11 protein-coding genes and 4 pseudogenes are annotated in these 16,020 nt (G+C 60.7%); 8 read left to right on the top strand and 7 right to left on the bottom strand.

The annotated features are described in order from the left end of the window. The gene (locus ACFQAU_RS07750; protein ID WP_067627893.1) at nt 1–441 is read left to right on the top strand and encodes a MarR family winged helix-turn-helix transcriptional regulator; all 441 of its coding nucleotides are present in this window, start codon (nt 1–3) and stop codon (nt 439–441) included. Here ACFQAU_RS07750 and ubiG read toward each other — a convergent pair. Beyond that, the gene (gene ubiG, locus ACFQAU_RS07745; RefSeq protein ID WP_132443943.1) at nt 416–1,174 is read right to left on the bottom strand and encodes a bifunctional 2-polyprenyl-6-hydroxyphenol methylase/3-demethylubiquinol 3-O-methyltransferase UbiG; all 759 of its coding nucleotides are present in this window, start codon (nt 1,172–1,174) and stop codon (nt 416–418) included. The genes ACFQAU_RS07750 and ubiG overlap by 26 nt on opposite strands. 48 nt (nt 1,175–1,222) lie before the next feature. On the opposite strand from ubiG, the pseudogene pip reads away from it, so the two are divergent. The 6 genes and pseudogenes from pip (at nt 1,223) to infB (ending at nt 8,528) form a co-directional block, all read left to right on the top strand. Beyond that, a pseudogene (pip, locus tag ACFQAU_RS07740) lies at nt 1,223–2,190 on the top strand (prolyl aminopeptidase). Further along, nucleotides 2,187–3,053 carry an ABC transporter substrate-binding protein gene (locus ACFQAU_RS07735; RefSeq protein WP_132443941.1) on the top strand — a complete coding sequence of 289 codons (867 nt, stop codon included), beginning with the start codon at nt 2,187–2,189 and terminating at the stop codon, nt 3,051–3,053. Before pip ends, ACFQAU_RS07735 begins: the two are co-directional and overlap by 4 nt. A 152-nt stretch (nt 3,054–3,205) precedes the next feature. Beyond that, a complete protein-coding gene (gene rimP, locus ACFQAU_RS07730; protein WP_067627882.1) occupies nt 3,206–3,784 on the top strand; it encodes a ribosome maturation factor RimP in 579 nt (192 codons plus the stop codon). Beyond that, nucleotides 3,784–5,410, top strand: a pseudogene (nusA, locus tag ACFQAU_RS07725) (transcription termination factor NusA). Before rimP ends, nusA begins: the two are co-directional and overlap by 1 nt. 20 nt (nt 5,411–5,430) lie before the next feature. Then, complete coding sequence (locus tag ACFQAU_RS07720) at nt 5,431–6,051, top strand: RNA-binding protein (protein WP_120349771.1); 621 nt, start codon at nt 5,431–5,433, stop codon at nt 6,049–6,051. A gap of 9 nt (nt 6,052–6,060) precedes the next feature. Further along, nucleotides 6,061–8,528: pseudogene (infB, locus tag ACFQAU_RS07715) on the top strand (translation initiation factor IF-2). A gap of 128 nt (nt 8,529–8,656) precedes the next feature. On the opposite strand, the gene ACFQAU_RS07710 reads toward infB, so the two are convergent. From ACFQAU_RS07710 to ACFQAU_RS07690, 6 genes and pseudogenes are all read right to left on the bottom strand, one after another. Further along, nucleotides 8,657–9,343, bottom strand: coding sequence for a metallophosphoesterase family protein (locus tag ACFQAU_RS07710; protein WP_386281520.1), 687 nt, complete (start codon nt 9,341–9,343; stop codon nt 8,657–8,659). Further along, a complete protein-coding gene (locus ACFQAU_RS07705) occupies nt 9,340–9,957 on the bottom strand; it encodes a diacylglycerol/lipid kinase family protein (protein WP_465320618.1) in 618 nt (205 codons plus the stop codon). Before ACFQAU_RS07705 ends, ACFQAU_RS07710 begins: the two co-directional genes overlap by 4 nt. After that, nucleotides 9,940–10,256 (bottom strand): annotated as a pseudogene (locus tag ACFQAU_RS22125) (diacylglycerol/lipid kinase family protein); the annotation flags it as partial. The gene ACFQAU_RS07705 and the pseudogene ACFQAU_RS22125, both read right to left, overlap by 18 nt. A gap of 320 nt (nt 10,257–10,576) precedes the next feature. Beyond that, nucleotides 10,577–10,975 carry a (deoxy)nucleoside triphosphate pyrophosphohydrolase gene (locus ACFQAU_RS07700; RefSeq protein WP_067627863.1) on the bottom strand — a complete coding sequence of 133 codons (399 nt, stop codon included), beginning with the start codon at nt 10,973–10,975 and terminating at the stop codon, nt 10,577–10,579. Between the two features lie 4 nt (nt 10,976–10,979). Then, the gene (argJ, locus tag ACFQAU_RS07695; protein WP_132443938.1) at nt 10,980–12,206 is read right to left on the bottom strand and encodes a bifunctional glutamate N-acetyltransferase/amino-acid acetyltransferase ArgJ; all 1,227 of its coding nucleotides are present in this window, start codon (nt 12,204–12,206) and stop codon (nt 10,980–10,982) included. Nucleotides 12,207–12,209: 3 nt separating this feature from the next. Further along, entirely contained in the window at nt 12,210–13,058 is an 849-nt protein-coding gene (locus tag ACFQAU_RS07690; protein WP_132443937.1) for a peptidylprolyl isomerase, read from the bottom strand. A gap of 173 nt (nt 13,059–13,231) precedes the next feature. Here ACFQAU_RS07690 and secA point away from each other — a divergent pair, with 173 nt between their 5' ends. Then, nucleotides 13,232–15,934, top strand: a complete 2,703-nt coding sequence (gene secA, locus ACFQAU_RS07685; RefSeq protein WP_132443936.1) for a preprotein translocase subunit SecA — start codon at nt 13,232–13,234, stop codon at nt 15,932–15,934. Nucleotides 15,935–16,020 lie beyond the last annotated feature (86 nt).

The following is a 16,020-nucleotide window of genomic DNA, read 5'->3' as shown; positions in this document are numbered from 1 at the left end:
ATGACCGACGATAAAAACACACTTGCGATCATGCTGTTCGGTGAATTGCTGGCCGCCGATCAACAGGTGCGCAGCCGCCTCACGCGGGTTCTGCCGCGCGGGATGGAGATCTCGCATTTTTCGGTGCTGAACTCTCTGTCGTGGCACGGCGGCGAACGCTCGCCCGCGCAATTGGCCGAGACTTTCAACGTCACCCGCGGGGCGATGACCAACACGCTGAGCAAGCTGGAATGGGCCGGTTACGTCCATATCCGCCCCGATTGGGATGACGCGCGGCGCAAGATGGTCGCGATCAGCCCTGCCGGGCGACAAGCACGGGATGCAGCGGTGAACGCGATCACGCCGATGATTTCCAACGTGGTGGATGATCTGGGCGAAGAGCAGGTCCGCGCCACGCTGCCGATCCTGCGCGCGCTCAGGCGTCAGTTGAGCCAGGGTTGAGGCTTGCGGTGACGTAGTTCACGCTCAGATCCCGATCCGACAGACGCCAAGACCATGCGACGGGGTTGAAGACGAAACCCTTGCGGTCCACAGGCTCCAATCCGGCGCGGTTCAGCAGGTCAAAAAGTTCATCCGGCGTGATGAACTTGTTCCAGTCATGCGTGCCCTTGGGCAGCCAGCGCATCACATGCTCTGCGCCCACAATCGCCATCATAAAGGACTTTGGATTGCGGTTCAGGGTCGAACAGATGTGCAGCCCGCCGGGTTTCAGCAGGCGGCGGCAGGCGATCAGGTAGTCGATGGGGGAGGCAACGTGTTCGACGACCTCCATATTCAGCACCACATCGAATTTCTCACCCGCCTCGGCCATCGCTTCGGCGGTGGTGTGGCGGTATTCAATCTCCAGTCCAGACTGCTGCGCGTGGATTTGCGCGACGGGGATGTTGCCCGCCGCCGCATCCGCGCCGACCACCTCGGCCCCCAGCCGCGCCATCGGTTCCGACAGCAATCCACCGCCGCACCCGATGTCGAGAATGCGCAGACCCTTAAACGGCGCCTCGGCAGTCAGATCGCGGTCAAACTCGCCCGCGATCTGGCTGGTGATATAATCCAACCGGCAGGGGTTCAGCATATGCAGCGGTTTGAACTTGCCGTTCAGATCCCACCATTCGGCGGCCATCGCTTCGAATTTGGCGATCTCGGCGGGGTCGATGGTTGATTGATCCGCTTGCATTCTGATCTCCCTGTGCTCTTTTGGGTTCAATGACTATATAGGGCGGCAATGGACAAGTATCCCGACCAAAAACGCGACGCAGCGCATCTTTATCCGCCGGTGGAGCCTTTCGACCAGCAGATGTTGTCTGTGGGGCAGGGGCATCAGGTCTATGTCGAACAATGCGGCAACCCCGATGGTATCCCCGTTGTCGTGTTCCATGGCGGCCCCGGCGGCGGCTGTAGCCCGGCGATGCGGCGTTATTTCGATCCCAAGGTTTACCGGGTGGTACTGTTCGACCAGCGCGGCTGTGGGCGCTCCACCCCGCATGCGTCGGTCACGGACAACACGACATGGCATTTGGTCGCGGATATCGAGCTGATTCGCAGCACACTGGGTATCGACAAATGGATGGTTTTTGGCGGCTCTTGGGGCGCGACGCTGGCGCTGATCTATGCCCAAGCGCACCCCGAAGCGGTGCGTCATCTGATCCTGCGCGGCGTGTTCTTGATGACGCAGGCCGAACTTGATTGGTTCTACGGCGGCGGGGCCGGGCGGTTCTGGCCCGAGCTTTGGGCGCGGTTCGTGAACCTGATCCCCGAAGATGAGCGTGACGATCTGATCGCGGCCTATCATCGGCGGCTGTTCTCGGGCGATCTGCGGGTCGAGCAGGACTATGGCCGCGCCTGGGCCTCTTGGGAGAATGCGCTGGCCTCGGTGCATTCCGATGGCGTTTCGCATGGCGGTCCTTCGGCCTATGCGCGGGCCTTCTCGCGGTTGGAGAACCATTACTTCACCAACAACGGATTTTTGGAGTTCGACGGTCAGATCCTCGAACATATGGGCCGCATCGCGCATATCCCGGGGGTGATCGTGCAGGGGCGTTACGACATGATCTGCCCCCTTCGGGCGCCTACGCGCTGGCCGAGCGCTGGCCCAATGCCGATCTGCGGATGATCCGCAACGCGGGTCACGCCCTGTCAGAGCCGGGGATCAGCGCAGAATTGGTACGGACCATGGATAGGATTGGCCAGTGACGCGCGGGCGCAACTCTTTGCTGGATCGCCGGGCGCTGTTCACCACCGGTGCGGCGGCGGCTTTGCTGGCCGCGACGGGCGCGGGCGCCGGAGAGCCACCCCGGCGCGGGGGCCGTCTGCGGCTGGCGCTTTCCGGTGCCACGCGAGAGGACACTTGGGTTCACGGCGACGGCCTGTTCATGCAGGTCGCGCGGCAAGGGCTGATTTTTGACACGCTGACCGAAGTTACCGGCAATGGCATCCTCAAGGGTGAATTGGCGACTGGCTGGCAAACCAGCGACGGCGCGCGGCAATGGCAATTCGATCTGCGCCCCGATGTGCGCTTTCACGATGGCAGCCCGCTGACCGCCCGCGATGTTGTGGCCAGCCTGCAATCCGTCCTGACCGAAGCTGAGGTCGCGGTGCAAGACGACCTGAAGGTGCAGGTCACATTGGCCGCGGCGAATCCTGACCTGCCGCTGCTGCTGGCGCAATCGCGCTATGTGATCCGCCCCGCCCACGCCCCCGAGGCCGGGATCGGCACTGGGCTTTACAGTCTGCGGCGCTTTTCCGCCGGGCGTCAGGTTTTGGCCGAGCGGGTGGAGAGCCATTACAAGGACGGCACTGCCGGTTGGTTCGATACGGTCGAGCTTGTCTCGATCCCCGCGCGGGAGGTCCGGGCGCAGGCATTGAGCGAAAGGCTTGTTGATGCAGCGGATTTACCCGCGCGGCCCCGCTATCGCGAGCGGGGCGATGTGACACTTCAGGCCGATAGTGCTGGCGGGGTCAGCGCCCTGTCGGACGATCTGCGCCAACCGCCGAACCCCGGACGCCAAGCGCCGATGGACAACCTGCGCGCGCCCGAGCGGTGGTGGTTCGGCTGAGAGGGGTTGCAGTTTCAGGCTTTCCGGCCTATATCCCCTTTCAACAGCGGCGCTTTCGGGTCCAAACCGAAGGCTCCACCGATCTTGAACACGGGCCGCGCGCCCGTTTTTTTATGCCTGAACGAAACTGCCTGATTTAAATTGGATGTCTCATGTCGAATGACCTGATTGCCAAAGCTGCCATTGACCGCCGTCTGGCCGAGATCATCACCCCGGTGATCGAGGACATGGGCTTTGAACTGGTGCGCGTCCGCCTGATGTCGGGCAAGTCCACCATCCTGCAAGTCATGGCCGACCGGCCTGATGGCGGGATCGAAGTGGATGAATGCGCCAAGATCTCGCAGGCCATCGGCGCGGTCCTGGATGTCGAAGACCCGATCCTTGACGAATACGCGCTTGAGGTTTCCAGCCCCGGCATCGACCGTCCGCTGACGCGGCTCAAGGATTTCGATGCCTTTGAGGGCTATGAGGCCAAGATCGAAACCACCGAGCTGATCGATGGCCGCCGCCGCTTTAAGGGTGAGCTGGCTGGCGTCGAAGGTGGCGAAGTGCTGATCAATGTCGAAGAAGGCACCATCGGCCTCCAGTTCGACTGGCTCAGCGATGCCAAGCTGGTGCTGACCGACGACCTGATCAAAGAAATGCTCCGCCAGCGCAAAGCGTCCGGCGCGATCGACGAAAACGAATTTGATGATATCGAGACTGAAGAGTCTGCTGAGGGAGACACCTAATGGCCATTACATCTGCAAACCAGCTTGAGCTGTTGCAAACCGCCGAGGCAGTTGCGCGCGAAAAGATGATCGACCCCGGTCTGGTCGTCGAAGCGATGGAAGAATCCCTCGCCCGTGCCGCCAAGTCCCGCTACGGCGCCGAGATGGACATCCGGGTCGATATCGACCGCAAGACCGGCAAAGCGACCTTCACCCGCGTTCGCACCGTGGTCGAGGACGAAGAGCTTGAGAACTATCAGGCCGAATTCACTGTCGATCAAGCCAAGCAGTATATGGCTGACCCCAAGGTCGGCGACACTTACGTCGAAGAAGTCCCCCGGTTGAGATGGGCCGCATCGCGGCGCAGTCGGCCAAACAGGTGATTTTGCAGAAGGTACGCGAAGCTGAGCGCGACCGCCAGTTCGAAGAATTCAAAGACCGCGCCGGTACCATCATCAACGGTCTGGTCAAGCGCGAAGAATACGGCAACGTCATCGTCGATGTGGGCGCTGGCGAAGCGATCCTGCGCCGCAACGAGAAGATCGGCCGCGAAAGCTATCGCCCGAACGACCGTATCCGCGTCTACATCAAAGACGTGCGTCGCGAGCAGCGTGGCCCGCAGATTTTCCTGAGCCGTACCGCGCCTGAATTCATGGCCGAGCTGTTCAAGATGGAAGTGCCGGAAATCTATGACGGCATCATCGAGATCAAAGCCGTCGCCCGTGACCCCGGTTCGCGCGCCAAGATCGCCGTGATTTCGCATGACGGCTCCATCGACCCTGTCGGTGCCTGCGTTGGTATGCGCGGTAGCCGCGTTCAGGCTGTCGTGAACGAGCTTCAGGGCGAAAAGATTGACATCATTCCATGGAATGAAGACCAGCCGACGTTCCTTGTGAACGCGCTGCAGCCTGCTGAAGTGTCGAAAGTGGTTCTGGACGAAGAAGCCGGCAAGATCGAAGTCGTCGTGCCCGAAGAGCAGCTGTCGCTTGCGATTGGCCGTCGTGGGCAGAACGTGCGTCTGGCCAGCCAGTTGACCGGCCTCGATATTGACATCATGACCGAAGAGCAGGAAAGCCAGCGCCGTCAGGCCGAGTTTGAACTGCGCACCAAGCTGTTCATGGACAACCTCGATCTGGACGAATTCTTTGCCCAGCTTCTGGTCTCCGAAGGCTTCACCAACCTCGAAGAAGTGGCCTACGTCGAAGTCGACGAGCTGCTGGTCATCGACGGTGTGGACGAAGACACCGCTGGCGAGTTGCAGGCCCGCGCCCGCGACGTGCTTGAAGCGCAGAACAAAGCGGCGCTTGATAACGCCCGTGCTCTGGGTGTCGAAGACAGCCTGGTTGAATTTGAGGGTCTGACCCCCAAATGTTAGAAGCGCTGGCCAAGGACGACGTGAAGACCTTGGAAGATTTCGCCACCTGTGCCGATTGGGAACTGGCTGGCGGCTGGACCACGGTCAACGGCGAGCGTGTTAAGGACGATGGTGCGCTTGAGCCCTTTGAGGTCAGCCTTGAAGACGCCCAAGCTATGATCATGACCGCCCGTGTCATGCTGGGCTGGGTCGATCCGACCGAGCTTGAAGCCGATGCGGACGAGGACGACGTAGAAACAGACGGCGAAACCGCCGAGGAGGCCGAGGCCTAAGCGGGCCTCGGGGGTTGCACATGGGACGCGGTGGCGCCTCGAATGACCGTTCAGACGGTGCGGAACGCAAGTGCATCGCCACGGGCGACGTGCAGCCAAAACACGGGTTGATCCGTTTTGTGATCGGCCCGGACAATCAGGTTTACCCAGATATTTTGGGTAAACTGCCGGGCCGGGGCATCTATGTCTCGGCTGACCGTGCCGCGCTGGAACTTGCGGTAAAGAAAAAGGCCTTTGCTCGGTCGGCGAAACAGCCGGTCACGCTGCCAGACGGGTTGATCGACGAAGTAGAACAACAATTGGCGCGCCGGGTGGTGGACTTGATCTCGCTCCAGCGCAAGGCAGGCAAGGCGGTCGCCGGCTACGAAAAGGTCAAAGGTTGGTTGCAAACCGAAGAGGCCGAAGTATTGATACAGGCCGTAGACGGGTCAGGGCGCGGTAAGTCCAAGCTGAGCACCCCACACTATGGCCATTACATCGGTTGGTTGACAGCCGATGAATTGGGTTTGGCATTCGGTCGCCAAACTGTGATACATGGGGCGCTCGCCTCTGGTGGACTCACGCAACGTGTTGTAGAGGAAGCCGGACGACTTAAAGGCGTGCGCGTAAACGAGGGTGGCAACGGCCATCCGAAAGGATAGACGAGCTTCATGAGCGATAGTGACGGCAAGAAAACATTGGGTCTGCGCGGTGGCGCACGTCCGGGGAATGTAAAGCAAAGCTTTAGCCACGGGCGTACCAAAAACGTTGTGGTCGAAACCAAGCGCAAGCGTGTTGTGGTGCCCAAGCCGGGTGGCCAGAAACCAACCGGGCCGGGCGCCGGGCCGATTGGCGATCCCAAGAAGCGCCCCGCAGGCATCACCGATGCCGAGATGGAGCGTCGTCTGAAGGCCGTTCAGGCCGCCAAAGCTCGTGAGGTTGAGGAAGCCGCCGCGCGCGAGGCCGAGGAAAAGGCCCGCGCCGAAGAGCGTGAGCGCCGCCGGGCCGAGATCGAAGCCAAGGAACGCGAAGAGCGTGAGCGCGAAGAAAGCCTTAAAGCCAAGGCCGAGGAAGACGCCCGCCGCAAGGCAGAGGCCGAAGCCGCTGCCGCAGCGCCTGCGCCCGAACCTGCCGCAGCACGCGAGCCGGGCAGCAAGCCCGCGCCCGCCGCCACGCCGCGCAAAACCACGGACCGTGACCGCGACGACAGCAAGAAGCGCAGCAAAGGTGGCGACAGCCGCCGCGCGGGCAAGCTGACCGTCAATCAGGCACTCGCCGGTGGCGAAGGTGGCCGTCAACGTTCCATGGCGCAGATGAAGCGCAAGCAGGAACGTGCCCGTCAAAAAGCGATGGGTGGTCAGGTTGAGCGCGAGAAGATCGTGCGCAACGTCAATCTGCCCCCGGCAATTGTTGTATCCGAGCTTGCCAACCGTATGGCCGAAAAGACCGGCGCTGTTGTAAAAGCGCTGATGCAGAACGGCATGATGGTCACGCAGAATGAAACCATCGACGCGGATACCGCTGAACTCATCATCGAAGAGTTTGGCCACAAGGTTGTGCGCGTCAGCGACTCTGATGTCGAAGATGTCATCAAAGAGATCGTAGACAAGCCCGAAGACCTGCAAGGTCGCCCCCGGTCATCACGATCATGGGCCACGTTGACCACGGTAAAACATCGCTGCTCGACGCGATCCGTAATGCGAAAGTGGTTGCTGGCGAAGCCGGCGGGATCACCCAGCACATCGGTGCCTATCAGGTCACGACCGACAATGGTGCGGTGCTGTCCTTCCTCGACACACCCGGCCACGCGGCCTTTACCTCCATGCGTTCGCGCGGGGCTCAGGTAACGGATATCGTGGTTCTGGTGGTCGCGGCGGATGACGCCGTGATGCCACAGACGATCGAGGCGATTGCCCACGCGAAAGCGGCCAAAGTGCCGATGATCGTGGCAATCAACAAGATCGACAAACCTGCCGCCAATCCCGACAAAGTCCGTACCGATCTGCTTCAGCACGAAGTCATCGTCGAGAAGATGTCCGGTGATGTGCAGGATGTCGAAGTCTCGGCCGCAACGGGCCAAGGTCTGGACGAACTGCTCGAAGCCATCGCGCTGCAGTCTGAAATCCTCGAACTCAAGGCGAACCCGAACCGGGCCGCTGTGGGCGCGGTGATCGAAGCGCAGCTGGACGTGGGCCGCGGCCCCGTGGCGACCGTGCTGGTTCAGAACGGCACGCTGCGTCAGGGCGATATCTTTGTCGTGGGTGAGCAATACGGCAAGGTCCGTGCGCTGATCAACGACCAAGGCGAGCGCGTCAAAGAAGCCGGGCCATCGGTGCCGGTTGAGGTGCTTGGCATCAACGGCACGCCAGAGGCCGGTGACGTATTGAACGTGACCGAAACCGAAGCGCAGGCCCGCGAAATCGCTGAATACCGCGCCAATGCAGCTAAGGACAAACGTGCCGCTGCTGGTGCTGCGACGACGCTGGAACAGCTTATGGCCAATGCCAAGGCGAACGAAGACGTCAGCGAGCTGCCGATCTTGGTCAAAGCCGACGTGCAGGGTTCTGCCGAAGCGATCGTTCAAGCGATGGAGAAAATCGGCAACGACGAAGTCCGCGTTCGGGTTCTGCACTCCGGTGTGGGCGCGATCACCGAGACGGATGTCGGTCTGGCCGAAGCTTCCGGCGCACCGATCATGGGTTTCAACGTGCGTGCCAATGCATCGGCGCGGAACACCGCGAACCAGAAGGGCGTCGAAATCCGCTACTACTCGGTCATCTATGACCTTGTGGATGACGTGAAAGCGGCTGCGAGCGGCCTGCTGAGTGCCGAGATCAAAGAGAACTTCATTGGCTATGCCAACATCAAAGAAGTCTTCAAGGTCACCGGTGTGGGCAAAGTCGCAGGCTGTCTGGTCACCGAGGGCGTCGCCCGCCGCAGCGCCGGTGTGCGTCTGCTGCGCGACAACGTCGTGATCCACGAAGGCACGCTGAAAACGCTCAAGCGCTTCAAAGACGAAGTGCCCGAGGTTCAGTCCGGTCAGGAATGCGGCATGGCATTCGAGAACTACGATGACATTCGTCCCGACGATGTGATCGAGATTTTCGAGCGCGAAGAAGTGACCCGCACATTGGCCTAAGCCAAGCGCTTACAAGACAAATTCCCCAGAGGCCCGGTCAAATTGCCGGGCCTCTGCTTTTGTGAAGGCCTTTTTGCCGTCGTCAAAGCTGATCCGCGCAAGGTTGACGTGTAGGGGCGAGATATCGATCAAATTGAAATCATTCGGCTCCCCCGCTGTCGCGACGACAGGCTGGTGCCCGCGTGCAACTGGATCGCTAGATGGCCGTCATGCTCCGGTGCCGGGTGGGCAAAGGTGCCTGCGTGCCAGATGTGCAGATGGCCTGACAGGATCAGGTCCGCGCCGCAGTCCAGAAGCCGTTTCAAGGCCCGCTGCGCGCCCGGAATGGGCCGCTTGTGGGTTTCATTGGGGTGATCCAGCGGGTGGTGGCATACCGCAATGCGCAACGTGTTCTTTCCGCCGCGCGAGAGGGCACGGCAGGCCCGCCCCAAACGGCGCAGGCCCAGTTTGCCGGTCTGCCATTTGAAGCGGTCGACGGTGTTGATCCCCACAGCGACGAAATCCGCGCCTTCGTGCACCGGGGTCAGATCGTGATGGATCCAGCGCCGGTAGTAACGCCAAGGGGCCAAGAACCGGGTAAAGGGGCGGTGCAGGGGGATATCGTGGTTGCCCGGCACGCTCAAGACAGGCGCATTGATCCGGTCTATAAAGGCCCGCGCCGCACGGTATTCCTTTTCCCTCGCCCGTTGGGTCAGATCACCCGAGATGATCACCAGATCGGGGTCATAACCGTTCACGGCCTCCAACAAGGGCATAAGAAGGTCGGGCCGGTCCTTGCCGAAGTGCAGGTCGGATAAGTGGATCAAGCGGCTCATCGCACGTCCTTTCCAGAGGCGCGCGGGACGAAAATATGGATGGGCGAGGTCGCACGGGTGAGCCTATAGGGGCCCTTCATTACCGCAATCTCTCCATCCCGCGCGACATATCGTTTGCGCTGTTTCATGCGAATTTCGATCTCGGACCCGCAGAGCATTTCATAATCGGTATGATGTTTCGCCATGCCCGTGGCCAACGCCACCGCATGGCGCAGCAGGCCAAAGCGGTAGGTATCGGGGGCGACCAGCAGCACCATATCGCCGCGCGCGATACAGTCTTGCCCGGCCAGACCCATTTGATCCAATTGAAAGGCGTTGTTGATGGCAAATACAAGCGGGGTGCGGAGCTCGGTCTCTTTGCCGTCGACCACAATGGTCAGCTTGAGCGACGTGCGAAAATCTATCAAGGCTTTGATCACCGACCAATAAGCGGCGATCCGACTGCGGCCCCAGCGGCGATAGATGCCCTCCCGTGTCTTGAGGATTGCCGGGTAGGCGCCGATGCTGGCATTGTTCAAAAAGGTCTCACCGTTGATCGTCGCCACATGCACCGCGCGGCTTTCGCCGCCTGCGATGACATCAACCGCCTCTTGAAGATCTTCTGGGATGCCCATCGACCGCGCGAAATAGTTGAAGGTGCCCTGCGGGATGATGCCAAGCGGGCGGTCCTGATCCTTCATGGCCGAGGACACGCCAGAGATCGTGCCATCCCCCCAGCCACGGCAATGATGCCTTCAGGCTGAGACAAAGCCTGCCGGGCTGCACTGGCCGGATCATTCCGTTTGTCGATGTGAATGAATTCTGCCGTGATCCCGTGCCGCGCAAAGGCGGATCGGATGGTGCTTTCGGCTTGGTCACCGTTTTGACGGCCCGAACCGCGGTTCAGGATGACAATAGCGCGCTTCGATGACATAAAATCCCCTGCCAAATGCTCAGGGGAAACGCGGTGGAACGCCTATTTGTTCACCTAAATAGGCGTTCCGCCCAGATTTTTCAGACTGGTCTGCCTTCGAAAATCTTACCGTCGACTTGAACAGCCATGCGACCGCCCGCCAACATTTTTACAAAAATACCCTGAACGTAAATGGAACTTCCGATTGCGATGGTTCTCAACATGTCGGCACCCTTTCATACAGATGTTACAACTCTGCCTCAGGATGGTGCGCTTTGGGTTGAAAAATCCGCAACATGCTGAGTGATTGGGGATCACTAGTGCAATTCTGCCACTCTAGGCTAGAGCCAATCACGCAATATTGATATGAGCGGCACGTCTGCTTCGGGCATCGGATAGCCGCGCATTTCATTGGGACGTACCCATTTCAGGGTCTGCCCTTCGCGCGAAACCGGGGTGCCGCCCCATTTGCGACAGGCAAAAAGCGGCATCAGCAGATGAAAATCACTGTAGCTGTGGCTGGCAAAGGTCAGCGGCGCGAGACAGGATGCCCATGTCTCGATCCCCAACTCTTCGTGCAACTCCCGGATCAACGCCGCCTCTGGCGTTTCACCGGGTTCGATCTTGCCGCCGGGAAACTCCCATAGGCCCGCCATTGGCTTGCCTTCTGGCCGCTGTGCCAAAAGCACCCGGCCATCGATGTCGATCAAGGCCGCCGCGGAAACGAGCACTGTTTTCATAGGGTCAGGACCGGTAGTCGGCGTTGATGTCGATGTAGCCGTGGGTAAGGTCACAGGTCCAGACGGTGCAGCGGCCTTCGCCGAGGCCCAGATCAACGCCGATGACGACATTCTGGCCCTTCATATGGGCGGCGGCATCCTCTTCGGAATAGTCGGGGCTGCGCCAGCCGTCGCGGGCGACTTCGATATCCCCAAAGCGGATCGACAGGCGGTCGCGGTCTGCCGGAGCGCCTGATTTCCCGATGGCCATGACGACGCGGCCCCAGTTGGGGTCTTCACCAGCAATGGCGGTTTTGATCAGCGGCGAATTGGCGATGGCCATGGCGTGGACCTTGGCCTCGTCATCGTTGGAGGCACCGGTGACGGCCACTTCGACGAATTTCTGCGCGCCTTCGCCGTCTTTGACGACCTGATGTGCAAGGTCCATCATCACGTCACGCAGCGCCGCGTCGAAGGCTTCGTTGTCAGCGACCTCGACCCCGGAGGCCCCCGTCGCGGCCATGATCAGCGCGTCAGAGGTTGAGGTGTCGCTGTCGACGGTGATGCAGTTGAATGTCGTCTCGGTATGGGTCGAAAGGCGGTGTTGCAGCGCATCTGTCGCGATTACCGCATCGGTAAAGATATAGACCAGCATGGTGGCCATATCGGGCGCGATCATGCCCGAGCCTTTGGCGATCCCCGCAATAGAGACGGTTTTGCCGTCGATCTCTACGGTCGCGCTGGCGCCTTTGGGGAAAGTATCCGTTGTCATGATGGCCCGCGCGGCGGCTTCGATGCCCGCAGGGTCGAGTTTCGCGTGGAGATCGCCCAGCACGGCGGTGATCCGTTCGTGGGGCAGGGGTTCGCCGATGACGCCGGTGGACGACGTGAAAACCCGCGATTGCGGCACGCCGCAGGCTTCGGCGGCGGCGGCGGTAATCGCCTCGACCGCGTCGGTGCCGCCCCGCCCGGTAAAGGCGTTGGCATTGCCGGAGTTCACGACGATGGCGGCGCCCTCATCCGAGGCACCGCCGATTTTTGCCTGGCAGTCCAGCACCGGGGCCGCGCGGGTGGCAGAGCGTGTGAACGCCCCCGCCACAGCACTGCCCGGTGCCAGCTTCGCCAACATCACATCGGTGCGCCCTTGATAGCGGACGCCAGCAGCGATGGTGGCGAATGTCACGCCGTCAATAACCGGAAGGTCGGGAAAACGGGCCGGGGCGAGCGGCGAGACAGCCAGTGATTTACCCATGGGTCAGTTCAGCCATTCAATGTTTTTAAGAACAGTTGGGTCGATGCCTTCGGCGGCGCTGCGGTCAACCTCGGCGGCCTCGGTCAGGCTTTCGATGGCTTCCTGCACTTTGGTCTGGCGCACTTGGGTCTCAAGCTCTTCGCGCACGTCTTCAAGCGCGGGCGCTTCGCCGGTGCGGGTCTCGTTCAGCTTGATAACATGCCAACCGAACTGGGTTTCCACCGGCTCAGACACGCCACCTGCTTCCATGCCGGCGACGGCTTCTTCAAAGGCGGGGACCATCATGCCGGGGCCAAACCAACCCAAGGAACCGCCACCGGGGCCGGAGGGGCCGGTCGATTTTTCTTTGGCAACTTCGGCAAAGTCCGCACCGCCGTCGAGTTCAACCTTGATCGCGTCGGCTTCTTCCTTGCTTTCGACAAGGATATGCGAGGCGTTGAATTCCTGCTCAGGCTCGGCGTCTTTGTACTGCGCGTCATAGGCGGCTTGCAGTTCTTCGTCGCTGACATCTTCGGCCATAACGCCTTCGATCGCCTCACCAGCGGTGAGCGAGCGTGTCTCGTTTTCGATCGACAGGGTCACGCGCGGCGGCAATTCGCCAGTAAAGCTGTCGGCAAGGGCTGTCTGCTGCACAAGCTGATCGAGGATCCCTTGGAACAGCACGTCATCAGGCAGTTGCTGATACTGCTGGGGCAGGGTGGCACGCGCCACGAGCATATGGCCAAGCGTGATTTCAGTGTCGTTGACGGTGGCAACAACCGTGTCGACACCCGGTTCGTCTTGGGCGGCTACAGGCAGCGCCACAGCGGCGGCAAGCGCCAAAGACGACAGAAAAGTGAGGGGTTTTTGCATGGTTGGGTCCAATCGCTTCGTTCGTAGCAGGGCTGCTACATTGACAGTGTATGGCACGCCCCTTACATCGCCTTATGGCGCTGAGAGGCGCGGGCTCATCCACTATCTATGGGCTGCCATGGCGCTCGGCAACCAGATCGGCGCAAGACATCATAACTTCGGCGGGAGATTACATGCTGGGTATCGGAACAATCGCCAAAAAGGTCTTTGGCACGCCAAACGACCGGATGATCAAGGCGACCCGTCCGCTTGTGGCACGGATCAATGCGCTGGAGCCTGAATTCGAAAAGCTAAGCGACGACGAGATCAAGCTGCGCACGGAAGAGTTGGCCAAACGGGCCAATGCGGGCGAGGACCTTGACGATCTGCTGCCCGAAGCCTTTGCCAACTGCCGCGAGGCTGCGCGCCGCACCCTTGGCCTGCGCGCCTTCGACACCCAGCTTCTGGGCGGGATTTTCCTGCATCAGGGCAATATCGCCGAGCAGAAGACCGGTGAGGGCAAGACCCTGACCGCGACCTTCGCGGCCTACCTCAACGGGCTCACGCATAAAGGCGTGCATGTGGTGACGGTGAACGAATACCTCGCCAAACGTGACGCCGAATGGATGGGCAAAGTCTTTGGCGCGTTGGGTCTGACCACCGGGGTCGCCTATTCCGGCATGCCCGAAGACCAAAAGCGCGCGGCCTATGCCTGCGACGTTACTTATGCGACCAACAACGAGTTGGGCTTCGACTATCTGCGCGACAACATGAAGTCGAACCTGTCGGACATGCTGCAGCGCGGGCATAACTTTGCCATCGTGGACGAGGTCGACAGTATCCTGATCGACGAAGCGCGGACGCCGCTGATTATCTCTGGCCCCTCGCAGGACCGCTCGGAGATGTATCAGATCATCGACGCGCTGATCCCCTCGCTGACCGATGAGCATTACGAGCTGGACGAGAAAACCCGCAATGTGACCTTCACCGATGAGGGCAACGAGTTCCTCGAAGAGCAACTGCGCGCCCGTGATCTGATCGAAGAGGGGATGACCCTTTATGATCCCGAAAGCACGACCATCGTGCACCACGTCAACCAAGGTCTGCGCGCGCACAAGCTGTTCCAGCGCGACAAAGATTACATCGTCCGCGATGGTGCGGTCACGCTGATCGACGAATTCACGGGCCGCATGATGCCGGGCCGCCGCTTGTCGGATGGTCTGCACCAAGCGATTGAGGCCAAAGAGGGCGTTGAAATCCAGCCCGAGAACGTGACCCTCGCAAGCGTTACCTTCCAGAACTACTTCCGTCTTTACAACAAACTGGGCGGCATGACCGGGACGGCCCTGACCGAAGCCGAGGAATTCGCCGAGATTTACGGCCTTGGCGTTGTCGAAGTGCCGACCAACGTGCCGATTGCCCGTGTCGACGAAGACGATGCCGTTTACCGCACCGCGCGCGAAAAATACGAGGCGATGATTGAAAAGGTGAAGGAAGCCCACGCCAAGGGTCAGCCTTGTCTTGTCGGCACCACCTCGATCGAAAAGTCTGAACAGCTCAGCGCCATGCTGACCGCCGACGGGATCGAGCATAACGTGCTCAACGCCCGCCAGCACGAGCAAGAAGCGCAGATCATCGCCGAAGCGGGCAAGCTGGGCGCCGTGACCATCGCCACCAACATGGCGGGCCGCGGCACCGACATTCAGCTGGGCGGCAACGTCGAGCTGAAAGTGCTCGACGCGCTGGATGCCGATCCGGAGGCCGATCCGGCCAACATCCGCGCCCAGATCGAAGCGCAGCACGCCGAGGAAAAGCAAAAGGTCCTAGAGGCCGGTGGCCTTTACGTACTGGCGTCCGAGCGTCACGAGAGCCGCCGCATCGACAACCAGTTGCGGGGCCGTTCGGGCCGTCAGGGCGATCCGGGCCGCACCTCTTTCTTCCTGTCGCTCGAAGATGACTTGATGCGTATCTTCGGCTCGGAACGGCTGGAGAAGGTGCTGACCACGCTGGGCCTGAAAGAAGGCGAAGCCATCGTGCACCCTTGGGTGAACAAATCGCTGGAGCGCGCGCAGGCGAAGGTCGAGGGCCGCAACTTTGACATCCGCAAGCAGCTTTTGAAGTTCGACGACGTGATGAACGAGCAGCGTAAAGTGATCTTTGGCCAGCGCCGCGAGATCATGGAGGCGGACAACCTCAATGAGATCGTCACCGACATGCGCGAGCAGGTGATCGACGATCTGATCGACACCTATATGCCGCCCAAAACCTACGCCGATCAGTGGGACACCCAAGGTTTCTATGCCGCGGTGATCGAACAGTTGAACGTCGATGTGCCGATCATCGCATGGTGCGAAGAAGACGGTGTGGATGATGACGTGATCCGCGAACGTCTGATGCAGGCCACGGATGAGCTGATGGCCAAAAAGGCCGAGGCTTTCGGTGAAGAGAACATGCGCAACATCGAGAAACAGTTGTTGTTGCAGGCCATCGACACCAAATGGCGCGACCACCTGCTGACGCTGGAGCATCTGCGGTCGGTCGTGGGCTTTCGCAGCTACGCGCAGCGCGACCCGCTGAACGAGTATAAAAACGAAGCCTTCCAACTGTTCGAGACGATGCTCGACAGCCTGCGGCAGGACGTGACCCAGAAACTGGGGCAAATCCAACCGATGAGCGAAGAGCAGCGTCGCGAGATGATGCAGGAAATGGCCACCCGTCAGGCCGCCATGCAGGCCGCTGCCACCGAGGCCGCAGATGAGGCATCTGAGCAGGCCGAGGCCGCCGCACCGGGCTTTGACGAAAACGATCCGTCCACATGGGGCAACCCGGGCCGGAACGATCTCTGCCCCTGCGGTTCTGGCAAGAAGTTCAAGCACTGCCACGGCCAGATCACCTGAGCCGCGACATCTTTTCGCCCATAACTTGGCGTTTCAGGGCCATACCCCGGCCCTGATCCCCGCTCATAAAGTCTCCAACGAATCCG

The organism is Sulfitobacter profundi (genome assembly GCF_042661425.1).
Taxonomy (GTDB): Bacteria; Pseudomonadota; Alphaproteobacteria; order Rhodobacterales; family Rhodobacteraceae; genus Sulfitobacter; species Sulfitobacter profundi.
The sequence above is the reverse complement of the archived record's forward strand: the minus strand, read 5'-3'. Positions and strand labels throughout refer to the sequence as shown.